This is a genomic window from Trichococcus pasteurii, from assembly GCF_900112935.1.
GTDB lineage: Bacteria > Bacillota > Bacilli > Lactobacillales > Aerococcaceae > Trichococcus > Trichococcus pasteurii.
In genome coordinates, this window is record NZ_FONM01000003.1 from 107,795 (window position 1) to 121,578 (window position 13,784).

Here is a 13,784-nt window from a genome sequence, read left to right on the forward strand (position 1 = left end):
TTTGAAAAATGGAAATATAATAAAAGTTTCCGGACCTTTAGTTATGGCGGAAGGAATGGAAGAAGCGAACATCCAAGATATTTGCCGCGTCGGCGAATTAGGATTGATCGGCGAAATCATCGAGATGCGCAATGATGTCGCATCCATTCAAGTTTACGAGGAAACTTCCGGTATTGGTCCTGGAGAACCGGTAATCACAACAGGGGAGGCTTTATCTGTCGAATTGGGACCTGGTATCCTGTCGCAGATGTTTGACGGCATTCAGCGCCCTTTGGATACGTTCCGTGAGATCACCCAAAGCAATTATTTGGTGCGTGGGACGGATATCCCGTCACTGAAGAGAGAGAACGTCTGGGAATTCAAAGCCACGAAGAAAGTCGGCGATTATGTCGTAGCCGGTGATATTGTCGGTACCGTGCAGGAGACGAAAGTAATCGAGCACCGGATCATGGTTCCTTATGGCGTCTCCGGGAAGCTGACTGCCATTCAGGACGGCAGCTACACTTTGGATGAAACGGCTTATGTCGTCGAAACCGAAAATGGCCCGAAAGAATTGACTATGCTGCAAAGATGGCCAGTAAGACGCGGTCGTCCATTCAAGAAAAAAATGAATCCGCACACTCCGATGGTTACCGGACAACGGGTAATCGACACTTTCTTCCCGATCACAAAAGGTGGAGCAGCTGCTGTTCCAGGACCTTTCGGAGCAGGAAAAACCGTCGTACAGCACCAAATCGCAAAATACAGTGATGTGGACATCGTTATTTATGTCGGTTGCGGCGAACGCGGTAATGAAATGACGGACGTATTGAATGAATTTCCGGAATTGATCGATCCGAACACCGGTGAGTCATTGATGGAGCGTACGATTCTTATCGCCAACACCTCCAACATGCCGGTTGCGGCGCGTGAAGCCTCCATTTATACAGGCATCACGATCGCGGAATATTTCCGTGACATGGGCTACAGTGTAGCGATCATGGCTGACTCGACATCCCGTTGGGCGGAGGCCTTGCGTGAAATGTCGGGCCGCCTGGAAGAGATGCCTGGTGACGAAGGTTATCCAGCCTACCTAGGAAGCCGTGTAGCAGAGTATTATGAACGTGCAGGGCGAGTGTTGGCTTTAGGGTCGGAAGATCGTGAAGGAAGCATTACGGCCATTGGAGCGGTATCTCCTCCTGGAGGTGACATCTCTGAACCAGTAACGCAAAATACATTGCGCGTCGTTAAAGTTTTCTGGGCGCTTGATGCCACTTTGGCACAAAAAAGACATTTCCCATCCATGAACTGGTTGACTTCCTATTCTCTATACAATACCGAAGTAGGGGAATATCTGAATAATGCCTTACAGACAAGATGGTCAGAGATGGTTCAGCATGCGATGAACCTCCTGCAGGAAGAATCGGAATTGGAAGAGATCGTCCGCTTGGTCGGTATCGAATCCTTGTCCGAGAAAGACCGCATGACGATGGCAATCGCGGAATCGCTGCGTGAGGATTATCTCCAGCAGAACGCTTTCGATGATGTCGACACGTATACTTCCCGCGACAAACAATTGGCAATGTTGGATATGATTCTGAGCTTCGAAACTGAAGCACGTGAAGCGATGCGTTTAGGCGCTTACTTCAATGAAATCATTGAAGGCACAGTCGAATTGCGCGACCGGATCGCAAGAAGTAAATACATCAAGGAAGAAGACCTTGCCGAAATGGAAAACATCAAGGCAGACATGAAGAAAAGATTGCATGAAATCGTTGCGGAAGGAGGGATGACGCGCCATGCTTAAGGAATATAAAACAGTAACTGAAGTTGTAGGGCCGTTGATGGTCGTAGAGCAGATCGAGGGAGTCAAATTCGACGAATTGGTTGAAATCCAAATGCAGAACGGCGAAATCCGCCATGGTCAAGTTTTGGAAGTCAGCAAAGATAAAGCGATGGTGCAGATCTTTGAAGGCCCAAGCGGGATCAACATCAAGGACACCAAAGTTCGCTTCCGGGGGAAACCTCTTTCCATAGCTGTTTCGGAGGATATGGTAGGCCGTGTCTTCGATGGGATGGGAAATCCGATTGATGGCGGTCCGGAAATCATTCCGGAAATGAACTTGGATGTTAACGGACAGGCGATCAACCCTGTAGCGCGTGACTATCCGGATGAATTCATCCAGACGGGTATTTCCGCGATCGACCATCTGAACACACTGGTAAGGGGACAGAAACTTCCTGTGTTCTCCGGTTCAGGGTTGCCGCATAAAGAATTGGCTGCCCAAATCGCCCGTCAAGCGACGGTTTTGAACAGCGATGAAAAATTTGCGGTTGTATTCGCAGCCATGGGGATCACTTTTGAAGAAAAAGAATATTTCATGGAAGATTTCCGTAAGACCGGCGCGATCGATCGCTCCGTCATGTTCATCAACTTGGCGAACGATCCGGCAATCGAACGTATTGCCACACCAAAAATGGCTTTGACGGTCGCTGAATATTTGGCTTACGAAAAGGATATGCACGTGTTGGTCATCATGACTGACATGACCAACTACTGTGAGGCTTTGCGTGAAATTTCGGCAGCCCGTCGTGAGGTGCCGGGTCGTCGTGGCTATCCAGGGTATTTGTATACGAACCTTTCCACCTTGTATGAGCGTGCAGGCCGTATCATCGGCAAAAAAGGTTCAGTGACTCAAATCCCGATCCTTTCCATGCCGGAAGATGACATTACGCATCCGATTCCGGATTTGACCGGCTACATCACGGAAGGCCAGATCATCCTTTCGCGTGAGTTGAACAACTCAGGCATCAAGCCGCCGATCAACGTGTTGCCTTCCCTATCCCGTCTGAAAGACAAAGGTACCGGTGAAGGCAAGACAAGAAAAGACCATGCTCCAACCATGAACCAGTTGTTTGCGGCTTACGCAAAAGGCAAACAGGCAAAAGAATTGGCTGTCATCCTAGGGGAATCCGCCTTATCCAAGACGGACAAACTGTATGTGCAGTTCACAAAGCGTTTCGAAGAAGAATACATCAGTCAAGGATTCTATACGAACCGCACAATCGAAGAGACTTTGGCTTTGGGTTGGGAACTGTTGTCCATCCTGCCGGTAACGGAACTTAAGAGAATCAAGAGCGAAATGATCGATGAGTTTATGCCGAAGGGAGAGTGATCGTCCATGGCTAGATTGAATGTGAAGCCTACCCGGATGGAACTGTCCAATTTGAAATCACGTCTGGTGCTTTCCACCCGCGGCCATAAACTGCTGAAGGACAAACAAGATGAACTGATGCGTCAGTTCATCAATCTGATCCGCGAAAACAACCTCCTGAGGGATGAAGTCGAAAAAGAGTTGACCGCCTCCATGCGTTCATTCGTGGTCGCGAAGTCGCTTCTGAATGAGGCTTTCATTGAGGAATTGTTCGCTGTACCCGGTACGGCGGTGGAATTGGACATCCAGGAAAAAAACATCATGAGTGTCGTTGTTCCCCAAATGAATTTTTCGATAGTCGACCAAGACGAAAAATCCACGGATTTGCAGTACGGCTACGTGAACTCAAACGGCGAACTGGATGATGCGATCAAAAAGATCGAAGACATCCTTCCGAAATTGCTTAAATTATCGGAAATCGAAAAAACATGCCAACTTCTTGCCGATGAGATCGAAAAGACAAGAAGGCGCGTAAATGCATTGGAATACAAAATGATTCCGCAGTTGCAGGAGACGATCCGTTACATCCAAATGAAGCTCGAGGAGAACGAGCGATCCAGCATCGTCCGCATGATGAAAGTCAAAGACATGGGCGTTTCATGATGCCGCAAGAACAAGACAAGGGTATCCTTGTCTTGTTCTTTTTGTCTTTCCGGCGCTTTTGAGCGGCAAACGCATTCCGTTCAGGAGTTCAGCTGCTGAAAACGGTAACTAATAAAATGTTGGCGGAAGACTCCGGTAAAGGTTTTAACCTTGATGAAATTGTGTTAAACTATGAAATAATAAACAGAACGCCGCATTAGGCTGTACGATGCTGTAAAAATATAATTGGATGGTGGGCATTAAATGACAGAAAAAGGATTGTTGATTGTCTTATCCGGACCTTCGGGAGTAGGCAAAGGGACTGTGAGACAAGCAATTTTTTCTCGTGGTGAACGGGAGTTCATATATTCAATTTCCGCTACGACCCGCAAAGCGCGCGAAGGGGAAGTGGATGGCAAAGATTATTTCTTCAAGGAAAGAGAAGAATTCGAGAGAATGATCGCCGATAATGAACTGTTGGAATATACCGAGTATGTGGGGAATTACTATGGGACGCCAATCGACTATGTAAGAAGAACATTGGACACGGGAAAAGATATTTTTCTGGAGATCGAAGTTCAAGGTGCCATGCAAGTGAAGGAACGGATGCCTGAAGGGATATTCATCTTCTTGACGCCTCCTGATATGACGGAATTGGAATCACGGATCGTAAATCGCGGTACGGACGAGTCGCCGATCATCAAACAAAGAATGGAAAAGGCTATTGAAGAGCTCAGTTTGATGCGGTATTATGATTATGCGGTAGAAAACGACACAGTAGAGAATGCGGTACAGAAAGTGCTTGGCATCATCCAAAGCGAACACTTGAAAGTCTCACGGATTCTGGATACCATCTGTGCGGATGAAAGGGAGTAAAATAATATGATGTTATATCCTTCGATCGATAAATTGTTGGAGCAAGTGGATTCAAAATATTCAATGGTCATTCTTTCAAGCAAAAGAGCGCATCAATTGCATGATCGCTCTGAGCCTTTATTGGATACTTACCAGTCATTTAAGAATGTAGGACGTGCGCTGGAAGAAGTAGTTGCCGGCGAATTGGAAATCGATCCGAATTCCATCATCCCTGAAAGATAACAGAATAGGAATGAAAAAAGACTACTGTTTTTGAACTTCAAAATCAGTAGTTTTATTTTTTTGATGCCTAAGCAAATTATAAAACATTTTTAAACCAAAAGTGCATCACCATAGGTGTTTCACAGGTTCACAAAATGTTCCGTGCTTCCCAAAATAATGTCCAGCTTCACGGGTTAGCCCTTCGGAAATTAGATAAATCTGACCCATTGCGCTCTACGATGCTCATTCAGGGCCAGATTTCCTAAATTTCTTTCAGGGCTGAACGAACCCGTTCAGCTTTTCTGATGCCGAAAAACTCTGGGAAGACTTTATCGGCGTAATTTAGTAATATAGTTGTTAGAAAAAAGAATGGGAGGGCTATACTTGCAAATTGCAAAAGTGATTGTGGATATACCTGCAATGCAGACCAATCGTCCCTTTGATTATGCGATCCCTCCTGCTATGGAACAAAAGTTAGGAAAAGGGATGCGAGTTGAAGTGCCTTTCAACAATCGCATCATTCAAGGGTTCATAACGGAAATTTCTGATCATACCGATTTTGAGGGGGAACTGAAAGAAATCATCCAACCCTTGGATATCGAGCCGGCACTTACCGAAGAGCTGCTGCTGTTGGGCGAGGAAATGGCGGAAACCGTTTATGCCTATCGGATCCATTGTTACCAAACGATGCTGCCGACTATGATGAAGGCGAAGTATGAAAAAGAGATAGAGGTTGTCGATGAGCTGGATGAGGAGACCTTCTACGGACTTTTTCAAGGGAAAAGCAAAATGAGTTGGGAAAATGCCGTCGATCGCGGCATTTTGCCGCAACTGATCGAATTGAAGCGAGCCGGGAAGATTGAAGTCAATTACATCCTGAAAAACCAGGCGAAGGCAAAAACGGTGCAGGTCTATTATTCCGATCTGGAAACGGACAGCCTGGAAGACGAATACCGCAGCTTGAAAAAATCAGCCAAGCAACAGCAGGCCTTGTTGGCGGCAATCATGTCCATGAACGGAACCCCGCTGACAGCGAAGGAGTACAAGGAACAATTCGATATCGGTCCAAGCGCGATCCGGACCGGAGTGGAAAAGGGTTGGCTCAAATCAGCGGACCGGGAAGTTCTCCGGGATCCCTTTAAAGATAGACAGTTCAAACAAACCGAAGCGTTGCCCCTTTCGGATGAGCAAACGGCAGCTTTTCAGACGATGGGTGCCAGCATCAGGGACGAACGACACGAGGTTTTTCTGCTGCAAGGCGTTACGGGAAGCGGCAAGACCGAAGTCTATCTTCAGTTGATCGCTGAAGTGATCAAGCAAGGTAAAACGGCCTTGATGCTAGTACCCGAAATCGCTTTGACTCCGCAAATGGTCAACCACTTCAAGAGCCGCTTCGGAAACCGCGTGGCAGTGATGCACAGTGCGTTGTCATCAGGGGAGAAATACGACGAATGGCGCAAAATCCACCGCGGCGACGCCGATGTCGTAGTTGGCGCACGGTCTTCCATTTTTGCTCCAGTAGAGAATCTCGGCATCATCATTATGGACGAGGAACACGAGAGCACATACAAACAGGACGAAAATCCGAAGTATCATGCCCGGAACATAGCAATTTGGCGCGGGCAGCATCACCATTGTCCGGTTGTCCTGGGAAGCGCGACGCCTTCGCTGGAGTCGCGGGCCAGGGCCCAAAAGAAGGTTTACACATTGGTCGAATTGAAAGGGCGATTCAATCAACGCGCACTGCCCCAAGTCGAAATTGTCGACATGCGGGATGAGTTCAAAGCAAACAACCGCAGCAGTTTTTCCGTGCTGCTGCAGGAAAAGATTACTGATCGGCTGCAGAAAAAACAGCAGATTGTGCTGATGCTGAACAAAAGAGGCTATTCCTCTTTCATCATGTGCCGGGATTGCGGCTTTGTCCTCGAGTGCCCGAATTGTGACATCAGTCTGACTTTGCATATGGACAGCAAAACGATGAAGTGCCATTACTGCGGCCATGAAGAAGAAATTCCCAACACCTGTCCGAAATGCAAGGGCCACAATTTCCGTTATTATGGTACAGGAACCCAAAAAATAGAGGAAGAACTGCAGGCGCTCTTCCCGGATGCACGCATTTTGCGCATGGACGTGGATACCACCCGCAAGAAAGGCGGCCATGAGGCTATCCTCTCAGCTTTCGGAAGAGGGGAGGCCGACATCTTGCTGGGCACGCAGATGATCGCAAAAGGATTGGACTTTCCGAACATCACGTTGGTCGGCGTCATCAATGCGGATACTTCATTGGGGTTGCCTGATTTCCGGTCTTCGGAAAGGACGTTCCAGCTGCTGACCCAAGTCAGCGGTCGCGCGGGTCGCGCCGAGTTGTCCGGTGAAGTGGTCGTGCAATCCTATAATCCTGATCATTACGCCATCCTGTTTGCCCAACAGCACAACTACGAGGGCTTTTACCGTACCGAGATGTCGCTCCGGCATAAAGCGGGTTATCCACCGTATTTTTATACGGCGCTCATAACCGTCAGCAACCCTGACGAAAAGAAGGCGCAGAAGAAAATTTATGAAATCCATGAGATCCTTCAAAAAAAACTCGAGCCCGACACGATCATGCTCGGGCCATCAAAGGGATCCATCGCGAGAGTGAACAACCGCTATTATTTTCAGATATTAGTGAAATACAAACAGGAAACCAAACTACATCCGGCATTGAAACAGATTTTGGATGAGTCACAAAAAGAAAATGCACGCGGGCTCTATATTTCAATCGATTCAGAGCCGGTCAATTTCTTCTAGGAGGTATACAGATGAAAAAAATCATTTTTATGGGCACCCCTGAATTTTCAGTGCCCATTTTAGAGGCTCTATTGCAGCATGACTATGATGTGATTGCAGTTGTCACGCAACCGGACCGCCCGGTAGGCAGGAAGAAAATATTGACGCCTTCTCCGGTGAAGGAAGCCGCGCTGAAGCATGGTCTGCCGGTCTATCAGCCGGAAAAAATATCCGGTTCACCAGAAATGGATGAACTGATTGCGTTAAATCCGGATCTGATCGTTACAGCGGCATATGGGCAATTTCTGCCGGTCAAGCTGCTGAATGCTCCCCGTTTCCGCTCCATCAATGTGCACGCCTCTTTGTTACCGAAATATCGCGGCGGCGCACCGGTCCATTATGCCATCATCAACGGGGAAAAAGAGACCGGTGTCTCGATCATGTACATGGAGAAAAGGATGGATGCCGGAGCTGTTTTGGCGCAGAGAGCCATACCCATCACCGACGAAGATGATGTCGGAACGATGTTTTTGAAGTTGAGCGAACTGGGCAAGAATCTGTTGATCGAAACGTTGCCTGCATTTTTCCAAGGGAATCTCGTGGCGGAAGAACAGGATGAATCCAAAGCCACCTTCTCACCGAACATCAAGCGCGAAGAGGAACGCATCGATTGGTCCAAAACGGCTGCACAAGTGTCCTGCCAAGTCCGAGGCATGCGACCATGGCCAGTGGCGCATACGCTTTTGGAAGGACAACGGATCAAAGTATGGGCAGGACAAGCTGTCGAACTGACCACTGCCGATGAGCCCGGAACAGTGATCGCAACCGACAAGGAAGCCCTGTATGTAGCCTGCGGCGGGGGCACCGTCCTCAAAATGACGGAACTTCAGCCAGCCGGTAAAAAACGCATGTCAGCGGCGGATTACTTGCGGGGCGGCGCCTGCGAAATTCATGAAGGCACAAGGTTTGAAACGGATGGACAATAAACTAAAAAACAAAATCAAGCACACAGTCCGTTACCTGGCTGTCGATATATTGGAAAGCGTAGAGAATGAAGGCGCGTATTCCAATCTATTGCTGAACAAAGTCATTCAATCCGAAAAGTTGTCGCCGAAAGATGCCGGGCTGTTGACTGAGATTGTCTATGGCGTCATCCAGCGGAAAATGACCTTGGATTATGGGCTTTCGGCATACATCAAAGATCCAAAAAAGCAACTCTCTTGGGTCACTAATTTACTGCGTGTCTCCGCCTATCAGATGGTCTATTTGACGAAGGTTCCGGATCATGCCGTCCTTTTCGATGCGGTTGAGATTGCGAAAGCTAAGGGACATGCGGGCGTCGCCAGTTATGTGAACGGCGTGCTGCGCAATGTGCAACGGAATGGGCTGCGTGACTGGAAAACGATCAGCAACGCCAAGAAACGCATCAGCGTAGGTGCCAGCTTGCCGAAATGGCTCGTCGCTTATTTCATCGAAAAGATCGGTATCGAGGAGACCGAAAAAATGGCGTTTTCCCTATTGGAAGATCCATTCGTATCGGTCCGGCTGCAATCAAATGCACTGTCCCGGGAAGAAGCTCTTGAGCTGTTGCGATCAGACGGTTATGATGTGGTCCCAAGTCCAATTTCACCTTCAGGTATCCGCATCAATGGCGGGAAAATCGTTGACTCCCCGCTGTTCAAGGATGGCATCCTTACGATTCAGGACGAATCGAGCCAGTTGGTCGCACCGGTCGGAGAACTGGAAAAGGATTTTCTGGTTTTGGACAGCTGTGCCGCACCGGGTGGGAAGACGACGCACATGGCCAGTTATCTCTCGGCTTCGGAAAACGGCAAAGTCATCGCTTTGGATATGTATGAGCATAAGATTAGCTTGATCAACCAGAATGCTGAGCGTCTGCATGTGTCCGATCGCATCGAAACCCGGGTGATGGATGCGAAAGAAGCAGGCGAGTCGTTCGCACCCGAATCCTTTGATGTCATCTACGTCGATGCGCCCTGTTCGGGGCTGGGGTTGATGCGCAGGAAGCCGGAAATCAAATATGTGAAAAATGCACAGGACTTTTTGGACTTGCATCAAGAACAACTTCTGATCCTGGACTCGGTCAGTTCGTTGTTAAAAAAAGGTGGACGTTTGGTGTACAGTACATGTACACTAACTAAAGAAGAGAATCAAATGACTGTCCAGACATTCATTGGAAATCATGCCGAATTTGCAATCGTCCCGATACACGCCGATTATTTGGATAAAAAATCCTTCACACCTGAAGGATTCGTGCAGATCTATCCGCATGATTATGGAACTGATGGATTTTTCATCAGCTGTATGGTAAAAAGGTAAATGATAAGAAAGAATTGAGGGGAAAGAATGCAGATAGCCTTCAAAAGTGATAGAGGCCAAAATAGAGCAATCAATCAAGATTATGTGAGTTATTTCGTGAATGAGGCCCAGCAGCCGCTCATGATCGTATGTGATGGCATGGGTGGCCATAAGGCTGGTGACGTCGCCAGTGAAATGGGGGTATCCCATCTGGGAGCAGCCTGGAAAGGATCCCGTTTCACGAACAGCGAAGAATTGTCACGATGGCTGATCGCCAACATCCAGCGCGTCAATGATCTGGTTTTTCAAAAATCATTGGATTACAGCGATCTGGATGGAATGGGTACGACTTTGGTGGCGGCGGCCATCGTAGGCAAGGAAATCGTTTTTGCCAATATCGGCGATAGCCGGGCTTATGTCTACAGAAATTATAAACTCCGTCAAATCACAGAAGACCATTCCTTGGTGAATGAATTCATCAAATCAGGTGAAATAACCCCGGAAGAAGCGCAGCATCATCCAAGAAAGAACATTTTGACACGCTCCTTGGGCGTTTCCAGGAAACTGGATATCGATATCATAGCCATGCCGCTCGTGCAGGGTGACCTGTTGTTGCTTTGCTCAGATGGCTTAACCAACATGATGGATGATGAAGAGATTGCCCAAATGCTGAAGGAATGGCTTCCTCTTGAAGAAAAAGTCCTTTCCTTGGTCGATAAAGCGAATGCTGCTGGAGGGCTGGACAACATCACAGTCCTTTTGGCTGATTTTACGGATAGAGAGGGGGAACCACTGTGGAGGCAGGAAAGAAATTAGGCGGCCGCTACAAAATCGTGCGGCATATCGGAAGCGGCGGGATGGCGAACGTTTATCTGGGCCATGATCTGATTTTGGATCGCCCGGTCGCCATCAAAGTATTGCGCTTTGATTTCCGTAACAACAAGGATGCCCTGCGCCGTTTCCAGCGTGAAGCCCTCTCAGCTACGCAATTGATCCATCCCAATATCGTGGGTGTATATGATGTGGATGAAGAAGATGAATTGCAATACATCGTGATGGAATTCATCGATGGCACGGACCTGAAAAAATACATCGACATTCAAGGAAGGGTTTCGCCGGAGAAGTCGATCCATATCATGCACCAAGTTTTGTCGGCTGTGGCATTGGCCCACAAAAACCGGATCATCCATAGGGACATCAAACCACAAAATATTCTGATCGATAATCAGGATCGCATCAAAATCACCGACTTCGGTATTGCGGTTGCGCTGTCGGAAACATCGATCACACAGACGAATACGCTGTTGGGCTCCGTTCATTACTTGTCTCCGGAGCAAGCCAGAGGCAGCATGGCCACTTCAAAATCAGACATCTACGCTTTGGGCGTAGTCTTGTATGAATTGCTCAGCGGATCAGTTCCCTTCGATGGAGAGTCGGCTGTCAGTGTCGCCCTGAAGCATTTTCAGGAACCGATGCCTTCCATCAGGGAAAGCCACCCGGAAATACCGCAGAGCCTTGAAAATGTCATTCTGAAGGCCACTGCGAAAGAACCGCTCGATCGTTACGCTACCTGTGAAGAAATGATGGAGGACCTCGATACCTGTTTGAGCGAGGAGCGCAGGCATGAAGCACCGTTTATGCCAGTGTCGCTGTTGCAGGAAACTAAAGTACTCGCGCCTTTATCCGCTGAAGTGGTGGCCAAAGCGGATCTCGATAAAACGCTTGTTTCACCTCCACCAAGCGTGAAGGCTGAACCGATCCAGGAATACGAGTCAGGGCGAGAGGCAGCTGTAGGCAAGAAAAAACGAAAGAAATGGACATTAGTTCTTTTCTTATTGTTGCTGTTGGGCCTGATTGCCAGCTTTTTCTTTTTCTTTTACAATAACCAGGATGCGGATGCGGTGACTGTGCCGGATGTGTCCAATATGGATCAAGCCAGCGCACGCCTTGCATTGGAAGATGCGGGATTGGTATTAGGGGATATAACGGAAGAATACAGTGATGAAGTCGAAGAAGATTTTGTCATTGAAACCTCACCAAAAATCGGTTCATCCGTTGAAGCCGGTGATGAAATCGACCTCATCATCAGTCTGGGCGAGGAATTGTTCATGCTTCTCGACTATGAGGGTCAAGCATATGAAAGTGTATTGGAAGACTTGCGTAAAGAAGGTTTCACGATCGAAAGGACGCATGAATTCAGCAGCGAAGTCGCAGAAGGCAATATCATCAGCCAAAGCATAGAGCCTGGCGCGGAAGTCAAACCAAGCGAAACTACGCTGTCGTTTCTGGTGAGCGACGGAAATGAATCCTATACGATGCGCGATCTATCGGGATATACGAGAAAAAGCGTCGAGGATTATGCGGGGCAATACGGGCTCTCATTGACGGTCACTGAAGCTTATTCGGATACGGTTGCAGCAGGTCTGGTCGTAAGCCAAAGTCTTGCCGGCGGAACCGCTTTTGTATCCGGGGATGCCTTGAGTGTGGTGATTTCAATAGGTCCTGAAGAGCCGCAAGTGGTTTCCTTCAGCCGTACCATTACGATTCCCTATCTCGCGGCAGCTGTATCGGAACCCGCTTCTGAGAGCAGCAACAGTCAAGGCAATGAAAATGCCGACAGCAGTTCCTCCAACGAGCCGAACCATATCGTCATTTATATGCAGGATGAAGATCATGTCATCAGTGACGTATTCCGTGAGTTCGATATTTCAGCAGATGAAGTTGTGACATTAAACTTCCGTATTCTGGAAGGAAGCTCCGCTTCCTACCGAATCGAAAGGGATGGAGAAGTCATCAGCGAAGCTTCTGAACTGACACAATAGAAATGTATAGGCTACAAAAAATGACAAACATTAAAATGGTTTGTCATTTTTTTGTATAACAGTGTAGAATAGAGAGAAAGAATCAAACTAGGAGGCGTTGTCGATTTGCAAAAAGGACAAGTCAGGAAAGCAATAAGCGGATTTTATTATGTGTATGTGGATGGTCAAACGTATCAGACGAGAGGGAGAGGAAACTTCCGTGTGAAAAACATGGCTCCGCTTATTGGGGATTTTGTCGATTTCGAGAGTGACAACTTAACGGAGGGCGTTCTGTTGGACATCTACCCCAGGAAAAATGAATTGGTTCGTCCGACGGTGGCAAATGTCGATTGCGGCGTCATTGTGATGTCGGCGATCGAACCCGATTTTTCTTCCTATTTGGTGGATCGCTTCTTGGTTTATCTGGAAGCAAACAACATCAGCCCCATCATCTATGTTACAAAAATTGATCTGCTGGACGAAACGGCTAAGGCGGACATGCTTGAGTACAAAACTTATTATGAATCGATCGGCTACAAGATGATTTTATCGGATTATCCCGCTGGCGCCTCTTCTTTGGAGGCGTTGGTTACGAACATAGGCAAAGGGATGGCGGTATTTATGGGCCAATCCGGCGCCGGCAAATCCACTTTGTTGAATCAACTGATGCCCGAATTGGATTTGCAGACAGGTGAAATCTCGACTTCATTGGGCAGGGGCCGCCACACGACACGACACGTCGAGCTGCATCCAGTAGGGGATGCTCTGATTGCGGATACCCCTGGTTTCAGTACAATCGACTTGATCGACATTGAAGCGGTGGATCTGCCTTCATTTTTCCCGGATTTTGAAGCGTTGCGCGACCAATGCCGATTCGGCGGCTGCATGCACATCAACGAGCCGAATTGCCGGGTGAAAGAGGCTGTTGCATCCGGAGAAGTTGCCCCATACAGATACGAACACTATCTTCAGTTCCATGAGGAAATTGTCGGCCGCAAACCGATGTACATAAAAAAAAATAAGAGATAAGGTGCGTGTGAAA

The 13,784-nt window shown here is 47.9% G+C and carries 11 protein-coding genes; all 11 read left to right on the top strand.

Going from position 1 to position 13,784, the window contains the following annotated elements; all coding sequences use genetic code 11:
* Window position 1 precedes the first annotated feature (1 nt).
* The 11 genes from BM184_RS04755 to rsgA all read left to right on the top strand — a co-directional run bounded on the left by BM184_RS04755 (window position 2) and on the right by rsgA (window position 13,771).
* Window positions 2-1,786 carry a V-type ATP synthase subunit A gene (locus BM184_RS04755; RefSeq protein ID WP_086941666.1) on the top strand — a complete coding sequence of 595 codons (1,785 nt, stop codon included), beginning with the start codon at window positions 2-4 and terminating at the stop codon, window positions 1,784-1,786.
* Window positions 1,779-3,155 carry a V-type ATP synthase subunit B gene (locus BM184_RS04760; protein WP_086941665.1) on the top strand — a complete coding sequence of 459 codons (1,377 nt, stop codon included), beginning with the start codon at window positions 1,779-1,781 and terminating at the stop codon, window positions 3,153-3,155. Before BM184_RS04755 ends, BM184_RS04760 begins: the two co-directional genes overlap by 8 nt.
* Before the next feature lie 6 nt (window positions 3,156-3,161).
* A complete protein-coding gene (locus tag BM184_RS04765) occupies window positions 3,162-3,797 on the top strand; it encodes a V-type ATP synthase subunit D (RefSeq protein ID WP_086941664.1) in 636 nt (211 codons plus the stop codon).
* A 243-nt stretch (window positions 3,798-4,040) separates the two neighbouring features.
* The gene (gene gmk / locus BM184_RS04770; RefSeq protein WP_068562164.1) at window positions 4,041-4,652 is read left to right on the top strand and encodes a guanylate kinase; all 612 of its coding nucleotides are present in this window, start codon (window positions 4,041-4,043) and stop codon (window positions 4,650-4,652) included.
* 6 nt (window positions 4,653-4,658) lie between these two features.
* Window positions 4,659-4,874: a DNA-directed RNA polymerase subunit omega gene (gene rpoZ, locus BM184_RS04775; protein WP_086941663.1), complete on the top strand. Its 216-nt coding sequence runs from the start codon at window positions 4,659-4,661 to the stop codon at window positions 4,872-4,874.
* A 348-nt stretch (window positions 4,875-5,222) separates the two neighbouring features.
* On the top strand, window positions 5,223-7,643 hold the full coding sequence (gene priA / locus BM184_RS04780) for a primosomal protein N' (protein WP_086941662.1): 2,421 nt from the start codon (window positions 5,223-5,225) through the stop codon (window positions 7,641-7,643).
* An 11-nt stretch (window positions 7,644-7,654) separates the two neighbouring features.
* The gene (gene fmt, locus BM184_RS04785) at window positions 7,655-8,608 is read left to right on the top strand and encodes a methionyl-tRNA formyltransferase (protein ID WP_086941661.1); all 954 of its coding nucleotides are present in this window, start codon (window positions 7,655-7,657) and stop codon (window positions 8,606-8,608) included.
* Window positions 8,598-9,962 carry a 16S rRNA (cytosine(967)-C(5))-methyltransferase RsmB gene (rsmB, locus tag BM184_RS04790; RefSeq protein ID WP_086941835.1) on the top strand — a complete coding sequence of 455 codons (1,365 nt, stop codon included), beginning with the start codon at window positions 8,598-8,600 and terminating at the stop codon, window positions 9,960-9,962. The genes fmt and rsmB overlap by 11 nt, the downstream gene beginning before the upstream one ends.
* A gap of 27 nt (window positions 9,963-9,989) precedes the next feature.
* Window positions 9,990-10,757 carry a Stp1/IreP family PP2C-type Ser/Thr phosphatase gene (locus BM184_RS04795; RefSeq protein WP_086941660.1) on the top strand — a complete coding sequence of 256 codons (768 nt, stop codon included), beginning with the start codon at window positions 9,990-9,992 and terminating at the stop codon, window positions 10,755-10,757.
* The gene (gene pknB, locus BM184_RS04800; RefSeq protein ID WP_086941659.1) at window positions 10,736-12,763 is read left to right on the top strand and encodes a Stk1 family PASTA domain-containing Ser/Thr kinase; all 2,028 of its coding nucleotides are present in this window, start codon (window positions 10,736-10,738) and stop codon (window positions 12,761-12,763) included. The genes BM184_RS04795 and pknB overlap by 22 nt, the downstream gene beginning before the upstream one ends.
* Window positions 12,764-12,868: 105 nt before the next feature.
* Window positions 12,869-13,771: a ribosome small subunit-dependent GTPase A gene (gene rsgA, locus BM184_RS04805; protein ID WP_086941658.1), complete on the top strand. Its 903-nt coding sequence runs from the start codon at window positions 12,869-12,871 to the stop codon at window positions 13,769-13,771.
* The last annotated feature ends 13 nt before the right edge of the window (window positions 13,772-13,784 follow it).

What these genes read in the sequence shown, in the direction of transcription:
- BM184_RS04760 (WP_086941665.1), top strand. Translation starts at nt 1,779, where the DNA reads ATGCTTAAGGAATATAAAACAGTAACTGAAGTTGTAGGGCCGTTGATG.
- BM184_RS04765 (WP_086941664.1), top strand. Translation starts at nt 3,162, where the DNA reads ATGGCTAGATTGAATGTGAAGCCTACCCGGATGGAACTGTCCAATTTG.
- gmk (WP_068562164.1), top strand. Translation starts at nt 4,041, where the DNA reads ATGACAGAAAAAGGATTGTTGATTGTCTTATCCGGACCTTCGGGAGTA.
- rpoZ (WP_086941663.1), top strand. Translation starts at nt 4,659, where the DNA reads ATGATGTTATATCCTTCGATCGATAAATTGTTGGAGCAAGTGGATTCA.
- priA (WP_086941662.1), top strand. Translation starts at nt 5,223, where the DNA reads ATGGGAGGGCTATACTTGCAAATTGCAAAAGTGATTGTGGATATACCT.
- fmt (WP_086941661.1), top strand. Translation starts at nt 7,655, where the DNA reads ATGAAAAAAATCATTTTTATGGGCACCCCTGAATTTTCAGTGCCCATT.
- rsmB (WP_086941835.1), top strand. Translation starts at nt 8,598, where the DNA reads ATGGACAATAAACTAAAAAACAAAATCAAGCACACAGTCCGTTACCTG.
- BM184_RS04795 (WP_086941660.1), top strand. Translation starts at nt 9,990, where the DNA reads ATGCAGATAGCCTTCAAAAGTGATAGAGGCCAAAATAGAGCAATCAAT.